Origin of the sequence: Dactylosporangium sp. NPDC051485 (assembly GCF_040682015.1) — a bacterium.
Taxonomy (GTDB): domain Bacteria; phylum Actinomycetota; class Actinomycetes; order Mycobacteriales; family Micromonosporaceae; genus Dactylosporangium.
On sequence record NZ_JBFAZW010000006.1, the window covers coordinates 71,748 to 94,445 of the forward strand.

13 protein-coding genes, 1 tRNA gene and 1 pseudogene are annotated in these 22,698 nt (G+C 73.1%); 5 read left to right on the forward strand and 10 right to left on the reverse strand.

The features are described from left to right. Positions 1 to 171: 171 nt before the first annotated feature. Positions 172 to 594, reverse strand: coding sequence for a hypothetical protein (locus AB0M46_RS04940; RefSeq protein ID WP_363332982.1), 423 nt, complete (start codon positions 592 to 594; stop codon positions 172 to 174). A 139-nt stretch (positions 595 to 733) separates the two neighbouring features. On the opposite strand from AB0M46_RS04940, the gene AB0M46_RS04945 reads away from it, so the two are divergent. Next, the gene (locus tag AB0M46_RS04945; protein WP_363332983.1) at positions 734 to 997 is read left to right on the forward strand and encodes a hypothetical protein; all 264 of its coding nucleotides are present in this window, start codon (positions 734 to 736) and stop codon (positions 995 to 997) included. A gap of 121 nt (positions 998 to 1,118) precedes the next feature. Here AB0M46_RS04945 and AB0M46_RS04950 read toward each other — a convergent pair whose 3' ends face one another. Then, positions 1,119 to 3,278, reverse strand: a complete 2,160-nt coding sequence (locus AB0M46_RS04950) for a hypothetical protein (protein WP_363332984.1) — start codon at positions 3,276 to 3,278, stop codon at positions 1,119 to 1,121. A gap of 341 nt (positions 3,279 to 3,619) precedes the next feature. Here AB0M46_RS04950 and AB0M46_RS04955 point away from each other — a divergent pair, with 341 nt between their 5' ends. Both AB0M46_RS04955 and AB0M46_RS04960 read left to right on the forward strand, forming a co-directional pair. Beyond that, complete coding sequence (locus AB0M46_RS04955; RefSeq protein ID WP_363332985.1) at positions 3,620 to 6,784, forward strand: BTAD domain-containing putative transcriptional regulator; 3,165 nt, start codon at positions 3,620 to 3,622, stop codon at positions 6,782 to 6,784. 187 nt (positions 6,785 to 6,971) lie between these two features. Continuing rightward, entirely contained in the window at positions 6,972 to 10,397 is a 3,426-nt protein-coding gene (locus AB0M46_RS04960) for an ABC transporter ATP-binding protein (protein ID WP_363332986.1), read from the forward strand. A 56-nt stretch (positions 10,398 to 10,453) separates the two neighbouring features. On the opposite strand, the gene AB0M46_RS04965 is transcribed toward AB0M46_RS04960, so the two are convergent. The 3 genes from AB0M46_RS04965 to AB0M46_RS04975 form a co-directional block, all read right to left on the reverse strand. Then, a complete protein-coding gene (locus tag AB0M46_RS04965; protein ID WP_363332987.1) occupies positions 10,454 to 11,956 on the reverse strand; it encodes an IMP dehydrogenase in 1,503 nt (500 codons plus the stop codon). Positions 11,957 to 12,120: 164 nt separating this feature from the next. Continuing rightward, a complete protein-coding gene (locus tag AB0M46_RS04970) occupies positions 12,121 to 12,960 on the reverse strand; it encodes a polysaccharide deacetylase family protein (protein WP_363332989.1) in 840 nt (279 codons plus the stop codon). A gap of 153 nt (positions 12,961 to 13,113) precedes the next feature. Beyond that, positions 13,114 to 14,082: a ricin-type beta-trefoil lectin domain protein gene (locus AB0M46_RS04975; protein WP_363332990.1), complete on the reverse strand. Its 969-nt coding sequence runs from the start codon at positions 14,080 to 14,082 to the stop codon at positions 13,114 to 13,116. A 466-nt stretch (positions 14,083 to 14,548) separates the two neighbouring features. Here AB0M46_RS04975 and AB0M46_RS04980 point away from each other — a divergent pair, with 466 nt between their 5' ends. Further along, entirely contained in the window at positions 14,549 to 14,755 is a 207-nt protein-coding gene (locus AB0M46_RS04980) for a hypothetical protein (protein ID WP_363332992.1), read from the forward strand. Positions 14,756 to 14,818: 63 nt separating this feature from the next. Here AB0M46_RS04980 and AB0M46_RS04985 read toward each other — a convergent pair whose 3' ends face one another. Continuing rightward, positions 14,819 to 15,934, reverse strand: a complete 1,116-nt coding sequence (locus tag AB0M46_RS04985; protein WP_363332993.1) for a MerR family transcriptional regulator — start codon at positions 15,932 to 15,934, stop codon at positions 14,819 to 14,821. Positions 15,935 to 16,103: 169 nt separating this feature from the next. On the opposite strand from AB0M46_RS04985, the gene AB0M46_RS04990 reads away from it, so the two are divergent. After that, positions 16,104 to 16,904 (forward strand): class I SAM-dependent methyltransferase, encoded by an 801-nt coding sequence (locus AB0M46_RS04990; protein WP_363332994.1) that lies wholly within the window; start codon positions 16,104 to 16,106, stop codon positions 16,902 to 16,904. 38 nt (positions 16,905 to 16,942) lie between these two features. On the opposite strand, the gene AB0M46_RS04995 is transcribed toward AB0M46_RS04990, so the two are convergent. The 4 genes and pseudogenes from AB0M46_RS04995 to AB0M46_RS05010 form a co-directional block, all read right to left on the reverse strand. After that, a tRNA-OTHER gene (locus tag AB0M46_RS04995) sits at positions 16,943 to 17,070 on the reverse strand. 245 nt (positions 17,071 to 17,315) lie between these two features. Further along, the gene (lysX, locus tag AB0M46_RS05000; protein WP_363332995.1) at positions 17,316 to 20,828 is read right to left on the reverse strand and encodes a bifunctional lysylphosphatidylglycerol synthetase/lysine--tRNA ligase LysX; all 3,513 of its coding nucleotides are present in this window, start codon (positions 20,826 to 20,828) and stop codon (positions 17,316 to 17,318) included. Between the two features lie 130 nt (positions 20,829 to 20,958). Continuing rightward, positions 20,959 to 21,393, reverse strand: a complete 435-nt coding sequence (locus AB0M46_RS05005; protein WP_363333064.1) for a S26 family signal peptidase — start codon at positions 21,391 to 21,393, stop codon at positions 20,959 to 20,961. Between the two features lie 37 nt (positions 21,394 to 21,430). Then, positions 21,431 to 22,615, reverse strand: a pseudogene (locus AB0M46_RS05010) (ABC transporter ATP-binding protein/permease); the annotation flags it as partial. Positions 22,616 to 22,698 lie beyond the last annotated feature (83 nt).

Sequence of the window (22,698 nt, forward strand, 5' to 3'; positions counted from 1 at the left end):
CCTATGGAGTGCCTGCAATCGGAGAAACGCATTTCCGGCTGGCCGCACGGTCACGGACGGGCGCCGGTGGCCGGCGGTCAGTCGACCGGATTCGCGTACGGCGGTAGGGTGCCGAGCCGGCGGTCAGCAGTTCCGCCAGTTGGCCGGTGGCGCCGTTGAGCAGATCCCGGCTCACGCCGTGGTTGCCTCCCCGGGCACCGGCAGGCCTGGGAGCTGGCCGTCGCCCAAGCCACACAAGCGGCGGCGGCGAGCGGCGATCCGACGCGCCCGAAGGCGGTCGCCCGCGCCGCGCTCGGGCCGTACTGGCAGACGCAGGCCCTCGCGTCCATCGCCGCCGACGCCCCGCAGCGTGCCGGAGACCTGCTGCGCGATGCCGAACAGCAGGCCGGTACCGACGCCGAATCCCTGGCCGCCGTCGCCGTCGCCTACGCGTCCGCCGGTGACATCGCCCGGGCCCGGACACTCCTTGACCGGATCGAGATCGACGGCTTGGAATTGGATGACGAGCGCGTCACGGTGGTCAGAACGTTCGCCGCCGTCGGCGACCTCGACCGCGCCACCAGCCTGGTCTCCACCATCGAGGAGGACCAGCATCGGTGCGTGGGCGCTGTCGGAGATCGCGCTGGCGGCCGTCGAACGTGGTGACACGCCCCGCGCGGAATGCCTCGCCGTTGACATCACCGGCCTGGCCGTTGCGACGCAGGAGCCCTACTGGCCGGCTCAGGCGCACCTGATGGCGGCCGAAATCCACAAGCGGTGTGGCGCGGAGGACCGGTTGCACATGTCGGCCGCGCTGGCGGAAGCCTTCGCCCACGGCATTGCCAACGACCACGCCCGCTCCAACGCGCTCGTGGCCGTCGCCCGCTTCGCGATCGCGACCGGAAGACCGGGTCACGCCGAGGCGCTCAGCCGCGCGATCCCAGACCCCGGCCGGTCGGCGCAGGTGCTGGTCGCCCTTGCGGACGCGGCGCCACCGGACCGGACCCCGCACCTCTGAGGAGCCGCGACGGGCCGAGGAGAGCGCGGGCGCTAGTTACACCAGATCCCCCGCTTGCGCGGAGGTTCCCGATTCGAACGGAAATAGTAGGAAGCGCCTGCATGGCCTCGGCCGTCGCCGCTTACTCAGGGATCAGCTCACTGAGCCGATCCAAGCTATATGCCTCCGATCCCTCCGGCAACGCCTCGGGGGCCTCGAGGCCGATGAACACGACCGGCTCGTCCGGCGGGCGGCCGTCCCAGGCCCGTACCTCGGTCCGCTCCCGCCACCGATCGACCAGGTAGGACATGGTCAGGTAGCGGCGCTCGACCAGGGCCCGCACGCGGTCGGCCACGGTGAGCTTGTTGGTCTCCACCCGGTTGAACGACGGGCGGCCCTGCAGGTACAGGTGCAGCCACACGGCCTGCCAGCCGTGCTCGCCCCGGGCGAAGACCATCGGCAGGGCGATGCGGCCCTGGCCGCGCATCTGCGAGCGGGCTCGCACGGTGCGGGGCTCGAACGGGGCGCCACGCTGTTCCTGCGTGCGGGTCTGGTAGCCGAACATCGACTCGGCGACGTCGTCGAACGACTCCCCCGCGTAGATGTAGACCTGCGGGACCACGTAGTGGCCGCGGACTGCAAGGGGTACGTCGATGAACTCGGTCGCGCCGTCCTTCGCGTCGGTGATGTCGCCGGAGTGCACGATGCCGTCGTGCTGGTAGTTCGTCCAGGACACCTGGCCGGCGGTGTGGAAGTCCTCGTCGAGCAGCAGCACCGACAGGTCGTAGTCGGTGCGGCGGCTGGTCTGGCGCCAGTACGTGAAGAAGCGCAGCAGCTCGCCGTTGACCGTGGCCCGCGAACCACGAGGCAGCACGGCGAAGCCGCCCTCGGCCGCCTTGCCGGACAGCGGCAGCGCGACGTCGAGGACCGCCGGGTCCACCAGTAGCGGCCGGTCGAACTCGGGCAGCCGGGCGCCGATCTCCGCGTCGAGCCGGGCCGACAGGTCGGCGACCAGGTCGGCGGGCAGCGGTGGCCGGCGGTCCGGGCCGATGTACGCGCGCCGGGCGCGGTTGGCGAACATGCGGGCGGAGGCGGGGCGCAGCCGGTTGTCGAGGTGTTCCCGCAGCGAGCAGAGGACCCGGCCCGACGCCGAGCCGAGCGCGCCGGTGACGGCCTCGACCACGGCGGTCCGGTCCGCCGCCGGGGCCAGCCGCAGCAGGCGGTCGGCGGAGCGCAGGAGCATGCCCGGGGCGGCCGACAGCGTCGCGGCGGCCGGGGCGATGGCTCCGGCGCGGATCGCCGCCTCGGCGCGGCCGGCGAGGGTGGGCACCCGGCGCTCGCCGCGGGCGACCGCGAACACCTGCTGGGCGTGCGGCCACTGGGCGTGCTCGTGCGGGTGCAGCCGCTCGCCGAGCCGCTTCCACCGCTCCGCGTAGCGCGGGACGTCGCCGAGCTTCGCCGGGCTCGCGCTGATGACGTCGTTGAGCGCGCCGAGCAGGACCCGCCGCTCCCTGCGCCGGAAGGCGCGGAATCGGGTGGGTGTCGCGAGGGAGACGTCGCCGGCGGAGGCCTGGCAGGCCAGGCGCAGTACGTCGGTCGTGGTGTCCACGGCGAGCAGCGGCCGGCCGAGGAGGAGCCGGATGTCGTTGAGCACGGCGCGGTTCTCCCGCACCGGGATCTCGGTCGGCTGCGGCCCGTCGGCGCAGACGACGGCGAGCTCGTCGAGCAGGTCGAGGTCTGCCTCGCCGAGCGGCGTCGTGCTGCCGGCCAGGGCCAGGTACAGCCGCTGCGCTTCGGCCTCGGCGGTGTCGCCGAGGTGCAGCAGGGTGACCCGGTCGCCGGCCGAGGCGATCAGCGCGTCGTGGGCGGCCAGGAGATCGGCGTAGGTGTGCTGGTAGGTGCCGTAGCCCGGCAGGTCGAGCAGGTTGACGAGGCCCGCGGTGACCGCGTCGCGCAGCTGCCCGTCCGTCGCGGTGCCGCCGCCGGTGAGCACGGCCGCGCGCAGGCAGTCGATCCAGAACTCGACGGTGTCCGGTACGTCGTCGGGGAAGCCGATGAAGTAGGCGTTGTGCTGGACGTGGTCGCCGACGAGCTCGCGCACGGCGGACACGACCGTGGCGGCGAGGTCCATCGCGGGGCCGGTGGCCAGGGCGCCGATGTGCTCGAGGAGGGCGCGGGAGGCCGAGAACCCGACGTCGAGCAGCGTGACGTCGAGCTGCCGGGCGATCGCGGTGCCGTCGCCGGCCGGGCCCGTGCTGGCGGGTACGCGCAGCGTCTTGTGGATGATGAGCTTCTCGAGCACGCGCGGCCCTCCGTTTCCGCTGGTGGTGACCTCGGCAGTGCGGCCGGCGGGCCGCGGCAAGGATGAGCCGAGGTTGATGCGGCGGCCGATGGGCCGCGACGCAGCGGAGCCGAGGTTACGGCATCGGCACGCAAGGATCATGCGATAAACAGTGGCGGTGCCGTCCATCGAAACGCCCAACGGGGCTTACCGCTGGACCTCGGGGTCGCCACGGAACACCAGCACGTCGGCGGCGTCCGCGACGGTAGGCTCGCGGAGCACGAGCCGTTCCGTCCGGATCGGCGCAAGGGCCACGACCGGCACCCTGGAGCACGGCCGGCCGGGCGACGGGGAGGGGTCGTTTGCGGATCGGCCTGCTGGGACCGCTCGAGGTGCGCACCGGCGACGGCGCGCCCGTCGAGGTCGGCGGCTCGCGCCTGCGCGTGCTCGTCACGCTGCTGGCGCTGGAGCCGGGGCGGGTCGTGCCCGCCGCCCAGCTGGTCGACGGCGTCTGGGGCGAGCACCCTCCGGCGGGCGCCGGCAACGCGCTGCAGTCGCTGGTGTCGCGGCTGCGCCGGGCGCTGCCCGACGGGGTGCTGCAGGCCCGCCCGAGCGGGTACCTCCTCGACGTCGCCCCGGCCGGTGTCGACCACGTGCGGTTCGAGGATCTCGTGCGGGCGGCCCGGGCCGAGGGCGAGCCGGCGGCCGCGGCCGAGCTGTTCCGGCGGGCCGAGGAGCTGTGGCGCGGCCCGGCGCTGGCCGACGCCGGGGACGCCGCGTTCGCCCGGCCCTGGCGGGCCCGCCTCGATGAGCTGCGGCTCGCCGCGACCGAGGACCGGCTGCACGCGCAGCTGAGCGTCGGGGAGCGGGTGGTGGCCGAGCTGGAGGCGCTCGTGGCCGCGCACCCGCTGCGCGAGCGGCTCGTTGCGCTGCTCATGCGAGCCCTCGCCGACGCCGGGCGCGGGGCCGAGGCCCTCGCCGCGTTCGAGCGGCTGCGGGCCCGGCTCGCCGACGAGCTCGGCGCCGACCCGTCGGCTCAGCTCATGGACGTACACCTCGGGATCCTTCGCGGCGAGGCGGAGCGGGAACGCCGGGCGCCCGTCGCCGGGAACCTGCGGGCCGCGCTCACCAGCTTCGTCGGGCGGGACGCCGACATCGGCGCGGTCCGCCGCCTCGTCGGCGCCGGGCGGCTCGTCACCCTGGCCGGGCCGGGCGGCGCGGGCAAGACGCGGCTGTCCGTCGAGACCGGCCGCACGCTCGGTGAGGAGTTCCCCGACGGGGTGTGGCTGGCGGAGCTGGCCCCGGTCACCGGGCCGGCCGAGGTCATCCAGGCCGTCTGGGCCGCCCTCGGGCTGCGTGACCCGGCCGGCACCACCGGGCCGGGGCGGCGCGGTGGCGGCGTGGCCGAGCACGACGGCACCGACGCGCCCGGCCGGCTGGCCAACGCCCTCGCGCAGCGGCGGCTGCTGCTCGTGCTCGACAACTGCGAGCACGTCATCGCCGCCGCCGCGACACTCGCCGAACGGCTGCTCGGCGAATGCCCGCACCTGCGTATCCTCGCCACCAGCCGGGAGCCGCTCGGCATCACCGGCGAGGCGCTGTACGGCGTCGAACCCCTCCCCCTGCCCCCGCCCGGCGCCGACCGGGAAGAGGCCGAGCGGTACCCGTCGGTGCGGCTGTTCCGGGACCGGGCGGCGGCGGTGCGGCCCGGGTTGGTCCTCGACGCCGGCACCGTCGAGGCGGCCGTGCGCACCTGCCGGGCGCTGGACGGCATGCCGCTGGCGATCGAGCTGGCCGCGGCCCGCTGCCGCACCCTCGCCCCGGCCCAGATCGCCGACCGGCTCGACGACCGGTTCCGGCTGCTGACCCGCGGCAGCCGCACCGCGCTGCCCCGCCACCAGACGCTGCGGGCCGTCGTCGACTGGAGCTGGGACCTGCTCGACGAGCCGGAACGGGCGCTGCTGTGCCGGCTGGCCATCTTCCCCGGCGGGGCCACCGCCGCGTCGGCCGCCGCCGTCTGCGACCCCGACGGGCAGCTCGGCGACGCCGAGGAGCTCCTCGCCACCCTCGTGGAGAAGTCGCTGCTGCTGGGCGGGGACGACGGGCGGTACCGCATGCTGGAGACCATCCGCGCCTACGGCCTGGAACGCCTCGACGAGCGCGGCGAGACCGACCGGCTGCGCCGCCGCCACGGCGCCTGGTTCCTGGCCCTCGCCGAGCGCCTCGAGCCCGACCTGCGCACCAGCCGCCAGCTGCGGGCCCTCGCCGTGTTCGAGGCCGAGCACGACAACCTGCACGGGGCGCTGCGCCGGGCCATCGACGCCGGCGACGCCGACCTGGCCGTGCGCCTCACCGCGACCGTCGGCTCGTACTGGTGGCTCGGCGGGCACCGGGTCGAGGGCGCGCTGCTGGCCGCCGACGCCCTCGCGCTGCCCGGCCCGGTCGACGCCGAGGCCTACGCCATGGCCTGCGGCACCGCCGCCGTCAACGGCTTCGACGGGCTCGGCGACACCGAACTGCTCGACGAATGGTTCCGCGCCGCCATCGGCTATGCCGGCAACCACCCCATGTTCCGGCTCTTCCAGGTCGTCGCCGGACTCTACCGGGAGGGGCCGGTGCCGCAGGTCATCGACCGCATCGGGGCCCTCGCCAACGACCCGGACCCGTGGATCGCCGGTGTGGGCCGGCTGCTGGTCGGCCACACGGTGCTCAACGTCGGGGCCCGCGTCGACGACGCCCTGGCCTCGTTCGAGTCGTCGCTGGCCTGCTTCCGGGGTCTCGGCGAGCGCTGGGGCATGTCCTTCGCGCTGTCCGCCCTGGCCGAGGTCGTCGCCCGCCGCGGCCGCCACGCCGAGGCCATCGCCTACTACGAGGACGCCCTGGCCTACCTGCGGGCGCTGGGGTCCACCGAGGACCGGCCGGTGACCGAGGTGCGCCTGGCCCAGGAGTACTACCTCGTCGGCGACCCCGACAAGGGCGACGCCATGTTCGAGGAGGCCCGCCGCACCGCCCTGCGCTCCGGGGTGCCCGACAGCATCGCCTTCGTGGAGTACGCATGGGCACACCGTGCGTTGCGGGCCGGCGAGCTCGACCGGGCCCGCGCCCGCTTCGCCCAGGCCGAACGGCTCGTCGTCGGCAACCGCATCTCCCCGCAGATGAAGGGCATGCTCGACAGCGGCCGGGCCCTGGTCCTGGCCCACGACGGCGACCACGCCGCGGCCCGGGCGGTGACCCGCACCGCGATCCGGCACGGCCGCGCCGCGTTCGACGCGCCGATGATCGGCGCGGTCGTCGACGACGCCGCGGAGGCCGCCCTCCTCGCCGGCGAGCCGCGGCGGGCCGCCACCCTGCTGGCCGCGGCCGAGGTGCTGCGGGGCGGGCCGGACGAGACCCGGCCGTGGACGGCCGGCGTGGCCGCGCAGGTCCGGGCCGCGCTCGGCACGGACGATCTCGCCGCGGCCGCCGCCGAGGGGCGCAACGCCACGTTTGACAACATTCTGGACTTCTTCCCGGAGGATCCGGCCTGATCGGCACCCTGCTGAGCGGCCCGGTCGGCGACGGCACGCTGTTCGCGCTCACCGCCGGATGGGGCCCCCGAGGGGCCGGTCCCCAGCAGCGGCAAGGTGCTAGGCGTCTCACGGTAAATGCGTTGAGTGACCCCGGGGTGAAGGGCAGGCTAGGAGCACCGCTGCGCTTCACCCCGGGGGACTCACCATGCGCCTCATCCGTGACCTATGGGCCACATCACCGCGCCGAACGGCGCTCGTGGCCCTCCTCGTCGTCCTCGGCGCGGCCGGGCAGGCCGCCGCGTCGGCCGTCGGCGGCGCGGTCCTCATCCACCGGTCCTGGGCCATGTTCGCGGTCCTCGCCGCCGCCCTCGCCGCAGCCGTGCTCACCGACCTCGCCGTCGGGCTCGTCATGGCCCGGCTCACCGCCGACTGGGCCGCCGACGTGCGCCGCCGCCTGTGCCGGGTCGCCTTCGGCCAGGACCTGCCGACGCTGGAGACCACCCCGGTCGGCGAGCTGCTCGACCGCATCGACGGCGATGTCTACCAGGTCGGCGCCGAGCTGCGCAACGCCGGCGTGCGCATCGCCCAGGCGGCCTGTTACACGGTGCTGTCGGTGGCGACCACGCTGTTCGTGTGGTGGCCGGCCGGCCTCGCGATGATCGTCATCGCCGTCGTGCTGACCCTCTCCCTGCGCGCGCCGACCGCGAAGATCGCCACCGCCCGCATGCGGGAAGAAGAGGCCTGGTCCGATCTGGCGGCCGTCATGGAGGAAAGCATCCATGGGCAGGACGACGTCCGCACCACGCTCGCCCGCCCCTACGTCCTTCGCCTCTACGCCCGCCGGGCCGCCACCGTGCTGTCCCGCGGCCGCAAGGTCTGGGTCCGTTCCTCCGCCGTCACCTCCATCGCCTCCGGCTTCGTCCGGTTCGGCATCGCCCTCGTCGTCCTCGGCGGCGTGTGGGGCCTGGCCACCGGCCGCATCGACGTCGCCCGGCTCAGCGCCGTGTGGCTGCTCGCGCTCGGCTTCGGCGCGACCGTCGAGCACACCAGCCGGATGGTGCCGGAGCTGCAGTACGCGCTGGGCGCCTGGGCCCGGGTACAGCTGCTGCGGGAGTCCGAACAGGAGCCGATAGGCGGGCTCTCCCCCGCCAGCGGCGATCTCGAGGTACGCGGCCTCACGTTCCGCTACTCCCCCTCCGCCCACCGCCCGGCCCTGCGCGACGTGACCCTCACGTTCGCCCGGGGCCGTTCCTATGCGCTCATCGGCCGCACCGGCTCGGGCAAGTCGACGCTCGCCAAGGTCCTCACCCGGGCCGTGCAGCTGCCCCGCGGCACCGTCTTCCTCGGCGGGACCGACCTGCTGGACCTCGACGTGGAGCGGCTGCGGCGGTGGATCGCCGTGGTACCGCAACGCACCGAGATCCTGGCCGGCACCCTGGCCGAGAACATCGCGCTGTTCGATCCCGAACTGCTCGGCGCGGCCGCCCGGGCGATCGACGAGCTCGGCCTGGCCGGCTGGGTCGCGGAGCTGCCCGACGGGCTGCAGACCCGCCTCGGCGAGGGCGGGCACGTGCTGTCGGCCGGGCAGGAGCAGCTCGTCGCCTTCGCCCGCATCGTCGTGCGCGACCCGCAGGTGGTCATCCTCGACGAGGCCACCGCCCGGCTGGACCCGGTGACCGAGACACAGGTGCAGCGGGCCACCGCACGGCTGCTCACCGGGCGGATCGGCATCATCGTGGCGCACCGGCTGTCCTCGGTACAACAGTGCGATGAAGTCGTCGTGATGGCCGACGGCGCCGTGCTCGAGGCCGGCCCCCTCGCGGCGTCGGCGCGCTTCGCCGAGCTGCTCGCCGCGTCCAACGCCGAGACCGCCGACTCCCCCGCGCCGCCGGTCGCGCGGACCGTCGTGAGCACCGCCGCCGCCAAGGCCGACCCGCCGCCGCTGCCCGAGCGGCCGAAGGCGCGCACCCTCTGGAACATCTTCCGGCTGGCGACGAACGACTGGCGTTTCGGGCTCGTCTCCGTCGTGCTGTTCGCCCTCATGACCGTCGTCGGCCTCGACGGCTCCGTGCTGCCGTGGCTGTGGGCGGACCTCGTCGACGGCAGCGGGGGCGTGTGGTGGCCGGCCCTGGCCATCGCGGGCACCCTGCTGATCGCGATGCCGCTGCCGTACTTCACCGGCCGCCTCTTCCCCGAGTGGTGGGTCCGCCAGCTGCTGCGCATCAGCCTGCGCCTCGTGCACGGCCAGACCGGCGCCCGCCGGGTCAGCAAGCACACCCCGGCCGAGGTGGTGGCCCAGGGCGGCGACACCGAGCGGGTGGTCGTGCTGGCCGACAACCTCATCGATCAGTGGATCTGCGTGTGGGTGCTCGCGGCGATGACCATCGTGTCCGGCTCGTTCGTGCCGGCCCTGTTCATGGCGGCCACGATCGTGCTCTCCGGCCTCGCCGCGACCCTGTTCGGCCCGGCGCTGAAGGCCTCGGCGCAGAAGACGGTGGCGGCCCGGGCCGCGTTCGCCACGGCGCTCGTGTCCTGCATTTCCGCCGCCCGTACGGTGAAGCTCTCCGGCGCCACCGCACCGGTCCTCACCCACCTCGCCCGCCTCGACGGGGCGCGCAGCGAGCGCCAGCGCCGCGAGATCGCGGTGCAGGTGTGGGCCCGCTCCACCCCGGCGCTCGCCAGCGGCCTGCTGCCGATCGGCGCCTGGGCCCTGCTGCTGTCCGGCGAGATCTCGGCCGGCGCCGCCCTCGTCGCCGTGTCGACCCTCGGCTCGGCGCGCTGGTTCGCCTGGACGACGGCGTCGCTCGTCTCGCAGCTGCCGTCGGCCCGGGTGTGGACCCAGCGCACGGTGGACATGGCGGGCGTGGCCGAGTACGCCGCCGCCGTCCCCGGCGTCGACCTCTCGGCGGGCACCGCCCCGGCCCCGGCGGCCGCGCCCCGGCACCCGCTGCGCCGGCTCGAGCTCGACGGGTTCACCGCCGTGCACGAGGACGGCACCGTCGCCGTGCGCGACCTCGACCTGTCGATCGAGCGCGGCCAGCTGGTGCTCGTCATCGGCCCGGTCGGGTCGGGCAAGTCGTCGCTGCTGCGGGCCCTGGCCGGGATCGTGCACCACACCGGGCGGCTGCGCTGGAACGGCGAGCCGGTCACCGAGCCGGAGATGTTCCTGCGCCCCAATCAGATCGGCTACGTGGCCCAGCTGCCGCGGGTGCTGTCCGGCACGGTCGCGGACAACATCGCGCTGGGCCACGAGGTCGACGCCCACAGCGCCGTGTCCACCGCGCAGCTGGAGCACGACCTCGACGCCGCCGGCGCCGGCCTGGGCCTGCTCATCGGCCACAAGGGCACCCGGCTGTCCGGCGGGCAGCTGCAGCGCCTGGCCCTGGCCCGCGCCCTGGCCCCGCGCACGGAGCTGCTCATCGCCGACGACGTGTCCTCGGCCCTGGACGTGACCACGGAGCTGGCCCTGTGGCGGGCGCTGCGCGAGCACGGCGTCACGGTGATCGGCTCGACCTCCAAGCGGGCCGCGCTCACCCAGGCGGACCGGGTGGTGGTCCTGCAGCACGGCGCCGCCGCGGCCCAGGGCACCTGGCGCGAGCTCGAGTCCCGCTGGGGTCACCTGGCGGGATAGCGGCGACTACGCGGGTGCTCGGCGCTGTTCCTGCCGCGCCGCGCCCCCGCGCGGGACTACTGGCCGCCGCCGCTGGATCCGCTGCGCAGCCGGACCTCGGCGCCGTTCTGGGCGTAACTCTGCTGCGAGACCTGCACGAGGACCGCGTCGCGGTGGAAGTCCGGCAGGCTGGTCGCGCCGCAGCTGACCATGGTGGCGCGCAGTTTCGCCGTGGTGCGCGCGACGTTGGCGTACAGGCTGCCGGCGTAGGGGACGTAGCCGTCCACGCCTTCCTCGAACGGCAGCTCGGTCTCGCCCTGGTCGTAGCGGGCGACGTTGCGGGCGCGCTGGGAGCCTTCGCCCCAGTACTCCTTGAACAGCTGCCCGTCGAGGTTCACGAGGTTGGACGGGCTTTCGTCGAAGCGGGCGAAGTAGCGGCCGAGCATGATGAAGTCCGCGCCGAGGGCGAGGGCGATGGCCATGTGGTAGTCGGCGAGCAGGCCGCCGTCGCAGCAGATCGGCACGTAGACGCCGGTTTCTTCGGCGTAGCGGTCGCGTTCGGCGACGACGTCGATGAGGGCCGAGGCCTGGCCACGGCCGATGCCCTTCTGGTCGCGGGTGATACAGATCGACCCGCCGCCGATGCCGACCTTCACGAACGCGGCGCCCGCGTCGGCGAGGTACCGAAACGCGCGGCCGTCCACGACGTTGCCGGCGCCGACCGGGATGATCCCGCCGAGCTCTTCGACGGCGTACCGCAACGTCTTGTGCTGCCAGACGGAGTAGCCGTCGGAGGAGTCGATGCACAGCACATCCGCGCCGGCCTCGATCAGGGCGGGAATACGGTCGCGGTAGTCGCGGGTGTTGATGCCGGCGCCGACCCGGAACCGCTTGTCGGCGTCGATGGACTCGTTGCGGAACTGCTTATGCAGCTCGTAGTCGCGGCGCAGCACGATCGAGGCGAGCCGCCCGTCGTCGGTGACGATGGGCAGCAGGTCGAGCCGGCGGTCCCAGATCAGGGTGTTCGCGTCCGACAGCGAGATCGTGGTTGGTGCGGTGACCAGCGTGCCCGCGGGGCGCATGCGGGACTCGACACTGTCGTTGAGGTCGTGCCGCTGCGGGTGGAAGTCGCTGGTGGAGATCAGTCCGACGAAGACACCGGTGGGGGTGCCGTCGTCGGTGACGACGGCGATGTCGCGTTCGGCGGCGTTCAGCAGCCGGCTGACCTCGCCGAGCGTCGCGGTGGGCTTGGTGTTGATGTCGGAGTGGCGGAAGCCGGCCTTGTGCCGCTTCACGGCGCCGACCATCGCGGCCTGCTCCTCGACGGGCTGGTTCTGGTGGGCGAAGCTCAGCCCGCCGGTCTGGGCAAGGGCGATCGCGAGGCGCGGCGAGGAGACCGCCTGCATGATCGCGCTGACGAGCGGGACCGCGATCCGCAGCGGGGATGTCTCCGCGACGGGGTGCCGGACGATCGGGGCGGACAGGTCGACGATGTCGGGTGTGCAGTCCTCGGTGGTGAGGTTCGGCACGAGCAGGTACTCGTTGAGGGTGCGGGAGACCTCGGAGAGGATGACGGCCACGCGGTGCTCCTAAGACACTCCGCCGCTGCGGGCTGGCTGGCTGGAATGCAGCCATACGCTACCAGCGCGGTCACGTCGGGTTGACCCGGTGGCACCGCCACGACGCCTGTGACCGGTCCAGCCCGCGTTCGGTCGGCGCCACCGGGTGCGGGACGTGGCGGCGATCAGGAGAAGTAGTCCTCCAGCCGCGCCGGTGTCAGCCCGGCCGCTTTGATGCCCCGCAGCGCGGCGATGAAGTCCTCGACGAACTGGTCCCGGAAGTGCATGAGGATGATGTCGCCCGGCTGGACGACCTTGACCTCCTGGTACCAGACGTTGCCCTGATTGACCGACTCCTTCCAGAAGAACGCGGCCTTCATCCCGCAGTCGCGTGCGGCGCGCAGCGTCGTCGCGTCCTTCTCGCCGAATGGTGGCCGGAACAACGTCGGCCGCTGGCCGTAGAGTTCGCCGAGCTGGTCGGCGGAGCCGCAGATCTCGCGCCGCTGCGCGTCGTACGACAGGCCGGTCAGCTTGTTGTGGGTGATCGTGTGCGCCTCGATCACGGCGCCGAGGTCCTGCAGCGTCCGGAAGTACCCCGGATTGTCGCTGATGGCGTTGATCGTGAGGAACAGCGTCACCGGCACGTGCGCCTCCCGCAGCAGCTCGGCCGCCTCGGGATGCTTGACCCAGCCGTCGTCGATGGTGATGAACGCGACCCGCTGGTCGGTCGGCACCCGCGCGACCCACGGCAGCCCGCCGTCCTCGACGGCCCCGGCCGTGCGGACGGCGGGCGGGGCCTTGTCGAACCGCGGCAAGCGGTCGGCGTACACGCCGGGGGACGGCGAGGCGCTCGGCGAACTCGTCGCGCTCGGGCCGGCGCCCGGCAATGCCGACGGATGGGCACCGGCAGAGCGCGCACGCCCGCCTCTGGGGGTGCCGTCACAGTCCGCCACGAGGGGCGTGGCCAGCAACAACGCGACCGCCAGCAGGCGTATCCAGCGCATCTTGACGACGCGGACCAACATGCGGCGAGCGTAGCCAGAAGCGGGCGGGCCCCGAGCGAGGTCGGGGGCGATACCGCGGGCGAACGGCGCCCGGTCACAGATTGGCGAGGAGCGCCTCTCGGACACGCCCGGGTGCCCGCGGCGTGACTGTCAGCCGTGACGCACCCGCCACCGCTACGGCAGGGTCCATCGTTGCGTGTCGGACTGGTTGCAGGCGGCCATGCGCTGCGCGGCCCTGCTGTCCTCGTCGTCGTCCGGCCCGCCAAGACACAGCCCCGACGCCGAACTGACCAGCGAGCCCGCGACTCCCGACCGCCATCGCTGGGCGGGGCCACCATCGCAGGTCTGCAGGGTGACCTGGCCGCCTGATGCCTGCAGGCATCGGCCCTGGGTCTGCATGGTGCCGTCGCCCGCCACGGTCCACGTCTGGCCCGGGCTGCCGTCGCAGTTCCACCTGCGGACCTTGTCGGCGTGCGGGCCGGCGCCACCGTCAAGGCACAGTCCGGAGGCGCCGGTGATCCGGCCCGTGCGAGCACCGGCCGGTGGTGGTGGTGGTGGCGGTGGTGGCCCCGGCGCGGGCTGCTCATCGACGGCAGGGGAACCGCTCGGCTGGGTGTTGTCCGATGGACGGGGTGGCCGCGTGGATGCGGGCGGTGGCCCGGACAACGACGACGCGGTGGCCGCCGACGGCGTATCCGATGTCGGCGACGGCAGCGGGGCCTGCGCGGCGCCTGTGGTGACGTGACCGCCCTCCGGTGTCGCGGACCCGACCGCATCGACAGCCGGAGATGCCGGCCGGTCGCCGACGGCGAGCACCAGTGCGGTGATGCCCAGCAGCAGGACCAGCGCGCCCGAACTGACGGACAGCAGGCGACGCCGGCGGCGCTGTAGCGCCGAGGTGTGCCCCGCCAGGGCCGAACCGATCCTGCCGGGTGAGCGGGCGGGGCCGGTACGGTCGGGCGGCGCCGCGGGCCGGTCGTCCGATGGCGGGCCGCCCTTGACTTCGTCTGCGGGTTCTTCCGCGACGTCGTTGGCGGGACCTTCCGGGTGCTGACGAATGCGGACGTAGGGACGTACGAGAATCGGTTCTTCGTCGATCTCCGGCTCGGCCGTGCCCAACTCCGTCTGGTCGGAGTACGTCATGCGCCGGCCGCCTTGTCCACCGTGGGCCGTCGGCTCGGGTGCTGGACGTCATCGCGGCTGGGCGTCCGGGCCGGCACGCGTGTTGTTGACATCGGGAGCCGCACCGCGCAACGGCTGGTCGGAGCCCGGTTCGCCACGAGGGGCAGCCGTACCGCCGATACGACGAGCATCGTCAACGGGGTGTCGGGGGACATGCACCGACGGTAAGGGACATTGCCGTACGCCAATGAGATCGCAAGAGGGTGATATGCAAATTCACCCTCTCTCTCACCCTGCGCGGGCGAGCGCCCAAGGTCGGCACAAAAGGATCTGACGGCTTTCCGATATTTCCGCCGCTGCGAGTAACCCGAGCGAGCCGATCCACGCTCATTCACCCGGACACATATACCACGTGGCTGGACGCGGTGAGCGGCGCCGCGATCCCGCCCCCTGTGACTGATCTTCAGCATCCTCATCAAGGACGGTCATGAAGGATTACAGGGCACCCGAATCCCGGAGTGAGGCCCTCGCGTTCCTCGAAAATCACATTGAGCGCGATGGAATTTGCGAAGGCTGCCTGGCGTCTTGGGCGCGGCTGGTCGACTTCCCCTGCTCGTACGCACAGGCGGCCCGCCGCATCCTCGCCGAGGATCCTGCCGGGGGCGACCCGGCCGATCCGGCCACCCACCGGTGACCGCACCGGCACGTGGCTGCACCCGACCGCCGCGCGGCTCCCGGGTTGCGCGTGCCTGGCGGTTCAGGCTACGAGCAGGCGAAGGCCGAGCTCTGCCGCGTCGAGGGCGAGGAGCTCGCGGTTGCGCTCCGCCCACCGCCCGGAGGCAAGGTCGTCGCGGAGCCTGTGCACTGCCCGCTGCTCGGCTTGCGGCCCGACTCTGGTCCATATCGATATCGCGCGGCGCACATGGTCCTCCAGGTACGCTTCGGGTCGGCGCCAGTAGGCCTCGAAGAAGCCGTCAGCGCAGTCCCACGGCACGAGCACCGGCTCCATGCGGGCCCCGATCGCACCGGCCAGCTGGTCCACCGTGGGCCGACCGGCGACCAGGCCGGCGACCTCAGGCAGGTAGTCGCGGCTCAGCCAGAACCGCTGACGCCAGCCGACGTCACTGGCGTCGTGGGTGAACACCACCACGCGGCGGGCCACCCGCCGCATCTCGCGCAGTCCGGCGATCGGATCGTGCCAATGATGCACGGTACTGAAGGCCATCGCGGCGTCGAAGGACTGGTCCTCGAACGGAAGGCTCTCCGCACTGGCCGCCACGCACGGCGCCGCGCCTTCGAGACGCTGCGCCCGCATGACCGCGGACGGTTCCACCGCCGTGACATCCCGGTCGGGGGGCTCGTAGGAGCCGGTGCCGGCCCCGACGTTGAGCACCGTCCGCGCGTCACCGAGCGCATCCCAGACCCTCGCGGCGATTCGCGGCTCGGTGCGCCGCGTCGCCGGGTACGCGGACCCGATGGCTTCGTACAACTGTGCGCCGAACACGCTGAGCTGTTCCTCCGGCGTCGTGCTGAACCCCATGGAACGCGCCTCCAGTTCCGCGTCGATGGACCTCACCATGGCAGCGGCGCGGTCGCGTTGCTCCAGCAGCAGGCCGCGCAGCCGATGCAGCTGTGCGACCGCGTCGACGGCCGGGTCGTCAACCAGATCCGCGATCTCGCGCAACCCGAAGCCCAGCCGCCGGTAGGCGAGCACCTCCCGCAGTCGTTCCACGTCAGCCGGCGAATAGGCCCGGTACCCGGCCACGGTCCGCGCGGACGGCTGTACGAGGCCTATCTCGTCATAGTGGTGCAGCGTGCGGACGCTCACGCCGGCCAGCTCGGCCACGCGCCCCACGGTCAGGTGCTCTTCCACGCCACCGACTATGTGGCATGACGCCACGTGAGGGGCAAGAGCTTCTTCACGTGAACGCCGCCCCAGTCGTGGAAAGGCGGTGGAACCGAGATTGGTTCTACAACGGGCACTGAACCGTCCACGAATACCCTATTGCCGTAGAACGCCAGATCCGCCAGCATCTCGGATCATGAATGGATCGACGTGGGAGCTGTTTGATCGCGTCGCGGCCGACTATGACGAAGTCGTTCCCTACTTCGCCTCGTTCGGCACGGCCATCATGGCCACGATCGATCCGCCGCCGGGCTGCCGCTTCCTGGATCTCGGCGCCGGAAGAGGCGCGCTGACGGCACCCGCGCTCGCCCGAGGTTGTGAAGTCACCGCGGTCGACGCCGCCCCCGGCATGGTGCGGCATCTTGCCGCCACCTATCCGGCCGCCGCGGTGTACGGCATGGACGCCCAGGCGCTCACGTTGGCGGACAACAGCTTCGACGTGGTCGCTTCATCGTTCGTCATCCACGTTCTCGATGATCCCGCAGCCGGCGTCGCCGAGGCGTACCGCGTCCTGAAACCCGGCGGCCGGTTCGCTCTCACGGGCGGCAGCGCGCGAAGCAAGGGTGGCCCGGCGGTGTCGGCCGCCGATGAGCTGGGCGTGCGCCTCAACGAACTGTTCGAGGAGTTCGCCGCGTATCTGCCCCCCAACGGCAGCATGGGTACGCCGGTCGACGCGGCGGACCTGCTGGACGAGGCGGGCTTCGTCGACCTGCGCGAGGACTTCGCCGAGGTCGCCATTGCGTTCCCGGACACCGAGACCCTCTGGTGCTGGTCGATGACGCACGGGTACCGGGCCTTCATCGAGGATCTGCCCGACGGCCGCCGTGCCGAATTCCACGACCGAGTGCTGGCGCTACGCGCGAAGGATCTCATCCTGCGTCGGGTCAGCGCAGTGTGGTCGGGCCGCAAGCCTGGCATCTGGAGACCCCGGGGTTAGCGCCACCCCACATCGCCGACGCGAGCCAATGGTGCGGTTGGTGGGTCGCCGGGGACTCGAACCCCGAACACTTCGATAAAAGGAGAAGGAAGCGCCTCCATGCCCGCACAGGCGGAGAGCGGACGCGCTACGCAGCCGAATGCTCTACCAATTGAGCTAGCGACCCGCCGTTGATGGTGGCACGGCGCGCCTCGGCGGTGCTATCGAGTTTGTGTCGCGGATGGGCGGCGGCACGTTCGCCGGGCACGTGTTTGTGCGGTGGGCGAGCTGAGCGGGGCGTCGGAGTCGGGCCTAACGTTCCAGGCCCTCCCAGCAGGCGTCGTCGCTCCAGCAGAAGTAGTTGCGGTGCACAAGATCGGCGGCCCACCTTGGTATCGGGGGTCCCCACGCTGCTGGCAGGCCGCAGTGCACTCACGATGAAGCGGTCGATCGGGCGGGCGAAGAGTGCTGGTGGTCAACGATCGCGGCGCGGGGCCGGCCCGGTGGGGTGTGGCCGCCGGGGCTTCCGCTGGTGTCGGCGCGGCGAGGCGGCGTGGCGTCGGGCGGTGTCGGCGCCGGGCGGTGGAAGGGAAAGGCGAGTGTGGCGCGGATGGTGGTGCCGGTCAGCAGCATGACGAGCCGGTCGACGCCCAGCCCGAGGCCGCCGGTGGGCGGCATGGCGTACTCGAGCGCGCCGAGGAACGCCTCGTCCAGCTGCATGGCCTCGGGGTCACCGGCGGCGGCCTTGAGTGACTGGGCGGTGAGGCGGGCGCGCTGCTCGGTGGGGTCGATGAGTTCGGAGTAGGCGGTGCCCAGCTCCATGCCGTAGGCGACGAGGTCCCACCGTTCGGCGAGGCGGGGGTCGTCGCGGTGGGCGCGGGTCAGCGGCGAGGTCTCGGTCGGGAAGTCGAGGTAGAAGGTGGGGTAGGTGGTCTGTTTCTCGACGAGCGCCTCGTAGAGCTCCAGGACGAGCTCGCCGGCCGTGGCGCCGACCGGCGCGTGGACGTCGCGGGCGGCGCAGATGGCGCGCAGGGCGGCGACCGGGGTGTCGGGCGTGATGGCTGTGTCGCAGGCCCGGCTGACCGCGGCGTGGACGGTCACGACCGGCCAGGGGGCGCTCAGGTCGACGAGCCGGGGCGCGCCGTCGTCGCCCGGGCGCAGGGCGGACGGGGTGCCGTGGACCGCGGTGGCGACCTCGAGGATCAGCTCGCGGGTGAGCTCGCGCATGGTGTGGTAGTCGGCGTAGGCCTGGTATGCCTCGACCGACGTGAACTCCGGGTTGTGGGTGGCGTCGGCGCCTTCGTTGCGGAAGTTCCGGTTGAGTTCGAACACCTTCTCCATGCCGGCCACGCAGAGGCGCTTGAGGTGCAGCTCGGGGGCGATGCGCAGATAGAGGTCCATGTCGTAGGCGTTGATGTGGGTGCGGAACGGCCGGGCGGTCGCGCCGCCGTGGACCGGCTGCAGCATGGGGGTCTCGACCTCGGTGAACCCGCGGGCCGCGAAGCCGTCGCGCAGGGCCTTGACCGCGGCGCTGCGCCGGCGCAGGACCAGCATCGAGTCGGCGTTGACGAGCAGGTCGAGGTGGCGCCGGCTGACGCGGGCCTCGGGGTCGGTGAACCCGGCGTGCCGGCCGGGCAGGGGGCGCAGGCATTTCGCGGCCATCGTCCATGCCGAGACCAGGACCGACAGTTCGCCCCGCCGGGAGGTGACCACCTCACCGGTGACGCTGACGTGATCGCCGAGGTCCACGGTGCTCTTCCACCAGGCCCTCGCCTCGGCCGGGGTGCCGTCGGCGGTGAGCATGGCCTGCAGGGTCGCCCCCGTGCCGTCCTGCAGCACGCCGAACGTGACGCCGCCGAAATCACGCAGCGCCCGGACGCGGCCGGCCACCGAGACCTGGACACCGGTGCGGTGGTCCGGGGCGAGACCGGGGTGGGCCTGCCGGACGTCGGCCAGGGTGGTGGTCCGGGGCACGCTCACCGGATAAGGCTGGCGGCCGGCCCGGGCCAGCCGCTCGGCCTTGGCCAGGCGGGTGAGTTGCTGCTCGCCGACGCGGCGCACGGGCCCCATGAGGGCGAGCCGCTCCTGCTCCTGCCGGTGTACGGCGACCGGGAAGGGGACGGTCTCGCCGGTCTCCAGCCGGATCTGCTCGTGGTCCTGCACGCGTTCGGCGGGGTTGAAGGCCGGCAGGAACCCCTCGGCCATGCCGGCGGCGATGGCGGCCCGGGTCAGGGTCAGCGACGAGTCGTAGCACAGGAACCGCGGCAGCCAGACTGGGCGGTACTTCGCGTTGGCGCGGTACAGCGACTCGAGCTGCCAGAACCGCGACGCCACCGACAGGGCCGTGTCGGTGAGGCGGACGACCGGGCCGGCGCCGACCCGCTCGGCCGAGCTGAACACCGCCCGGAACATCGCGAAGTTCAGCGAGATCTGCCGCACGCGCAGCTCCCGGCAGGACTCGATCAGCCCGGCGATCATGAACTCGTTGACGCCGTTCTCGGCCGTGCGGTCGGCGCGCATGAGGTCGAGCGACAGACCGTTGGCGCCCCAGGGCACGAACGACAGCAGCGCGCGGACGCGGCCTTCGGCGTCGCGGGCGACGACCATGACGCATCGCGAGTCGGCGAGGTCGCCGAGCCGGCCGAGGGCCATGGAGAACCCGCGTTCGGGTGCGTCGCCGAGCCAGGCCTCAGCCAGGCGCGCGAGGTCGGCGAGCGTGGCGGGGTCGAGGTCGCCGTGGCGCCGGACCTCGACCGCGTAGCCGGCGCGGCGGACCCGGGTGACCGCCTGCCGGACGGGCCGCATCGTGCGGCCCTCCAGGCTGAAGTCCGCGACGTTGAGGATCGCCTCGTCGCCGAGGCTGAGCGCCTTCAGCCCGGCCGCGACATAGGCGCCCGCGCCGGCCTCGCTGGCCGACAGTACGGCCGGGAACCAGGCGTACCGGCGCGCCTCGGCCAGCCACGCCTCGATCGCGGCCGGCCAGGAGGCGGGGTGCCCGATCGGGTCGGCGCTGGCCAGGCTGACGGAGGCGACCACCCGGTAGGTGATCGCGGCCCGCCCGTCGGGCGAGAAGACGACGGACTTGTCGCGCCGGGTGCCGAAGTACCCCAGCGAGTCCCGCTCGCCGCTGTCCAGCAGCAGCCGCCGGATCCGCAGCTCGTCGTTGGCGCCGAGGAACTGCTTGGCCCGGGCCGAGCGCAGGAACACCCCGACCGCCGCGAACAGCGCCGCCGCCGAGGCCGTGCCGGACAGTACCGCGATCCAGTGGTGGCCCCGATGCCCGTGCAGGCCGGCCTTGTCCTCGGGCGCGGTCAGCCCGAACGCCGACCGGGTGGCCCACACCAGCGACTCGCCCAGGCCGCGCAGCGTGTGCGGGAACAGCTCGGTCAGCCCGAGCGCGAGCAGCCACGACAGCGCCAGCCCGGCAGCGAGGACGAGCAGCGCCGCGCGGCGGCTGCCGGGGCTCAGCCGGGCCGGGAAGCGGCCGCGGGCCCGCCACAGCAGGACGATCAGGATCACACCGATCGGCAACGACGCCACGATGGATACCAGCTCCCACTTGTGGGGGCGCTCCGCGGCCTCCAAACCGTCCCAGAAGACCGCCAGCGCAACGATGGCCGCCGCGTCGAACAGCGTGACCAGCACCTGGTACACCAGCAGCAGGATCAGTGCGACCCTCAGCCGGCGACGCAGTGCGCTGCCCAGCAACAGCAGCGAGGCGGCGATGAACAGGTTCGGCGCGACCGGCAGATTGAGCAGACCGAACACGTCGTCGACCCACCACGCCCACGCGAAGTGCCGAAACGGCAGGCTGACCACGACCCACAGACCGGCGATGGTCACGACCCGCCCGGACCAGGCCGCGACGCGGTCCAGCCGCCCCTCGGCGCGTGCGGGCACCGGCGGGGGCGATGCCGCGGTTCGGCCTTCGAGCAGTCTGATCATGCAAACATCTTCACATTCCGTGGGTCGCGGCAAGCCCGGTATCGCGCCTGCCCAGGCGCTGGAACGGAGCCGTCCGGCAACCGGCCGGGTCCTCGAGATGCCGTGTGTACTGTCCGGTGTAGCTCGGACGTTACAGGGACCGCAGGACGACGGCGCGCAGACGGGTCGCGGGAATCGGGCCCTCCTGGCGGGAGTCGTAGCTCTCGTCCGGGTTGTCGCCGGTCACGACCAGGAATCCCGGCGGGACTGTGGGGTGGGCGGCGAGGGACGCCCACCCCGCAAGGCCGGGCGGGACGGGCTCGCCGGCCGTGGCGACCAGCCGCTTGACGAACCACAGCCGGCCGGGGTCGGATTGGCGTACGGCGCCGGGCTGCGCCGGCGGGGCCAGCAGCACCAGCCGGCCGGTGGCGGCGTGGCGGGTGCGGCGGGCCAGCACCTGGGCGCCGTCGGCCAGGGTGGGCAGCATGCTCGGGCCCTCGACGCGCACCAGCACGAGGTTGCGCCGGGCCCACCAGAGCGCGGCCAGCACGACCGCCGCGGCGGCAACCAGGACCACGGTCCACATACCACGCGCGCAGGTCGGCGGGGTCGAGCTCGCGCAGGTCGACGCCGTCCCACAGGATCGCGCCGCGGGTGGGGTCGTAGAAGCGGCACAGCAGCTTGACGAGCGTGGACTTGCCGCAGCCGTTGCGCCCGACGAGCGCGGTCGCGCGGCCGGCCGGGATGGTCAGGGTCAGGCCGCGCAGTACCCACGGATGGTTCGGCCCGTACCGGAACCACACGTCGCGCAGCTCGATGCCGGTGCGCAGCGGCGGGGCGGGAATACAGACCGGCGATACGGCCAGGTCGGGCGGGTCGGCGAGCACGGCCCGGTAGCTGTCGAAGAGCAGCAGGGCCTGGATGGCCTTGGCGGCCTGCGTCGCGGCCGTGGCCAGCGCGGTCTGCACGCCGAGCACCGCCGCGAGGAACATCGCGATGTCGCCGACGCTGTGCCGCCCGCCGCGGGACTCGGCGGTGACCACCAGCAGCGCGGCGCCGGCCACGACGGCCGCGGCGGCGGCCAGGCCGGCCTGCACGAGCATCGCGCGGCGGTCGGTGACGTGCTCGGCCGCCTGGGCGGTGCGCCGCTCGCGCAGCATCCGCTCGCGCAGGAACCCGCCGAGGCGGAACAGTCGCACCTCCTTCGCGGCCTGCTCGGTGGCGAGCATGTCGCGGTAGAACAGCTCGCGGCGCTTGGCCGGGCTGATGTCCCACTCGGTCCAGGCGCGTTCCCGGCCCAGGATCAGCTCGGCGGCCAGGACCGGCAGCCCGGACAGCAGCACGGCGACGGCGACCGCGGGGCTCACCGTCCACAGCGAGGCGGTGAGGCCGCCGACGGTGAGCACGGCGGCGAACACGCCGAACGCGCTGTCGATGACCTGGCCGGGGCCGCGGCCGCCGGACTCGTCGGCGAGCATGAGGCGGTCGAGGTACTCCGGGTCCTCGAACCGCGCCACCCCCACCACCCGGTCGACCGCTCGGAACAGGCGGTCCTTGGCCAGCAGCGCCACCGCCCGCTCGACGTCGGCGCGGCCAGCAGCAGCACGATCGCCGCCTCGCACCCGACGACGAGCACGGCGACCCGCCGCACGAGCCGCTCGGGCAGGATCGCCATGCGCCGCGTCGACCGGCGAAACGCCCCGAACGCGGCCGCACCGCGGAGCTTGGTGAAAGGCCGAGACCGCGAACACGGTCGCGATGAGTACCCTGCCGAAGAGCGCGACGTACAGCACCCGACCTCCCCCCATGCATCGCCGTGGGTCGATCGTGCTAGCGCAGCGTTGGAAATGCGTGAACTTTTCGTTGCACGCCTGGCCGCGGACTGTGACGA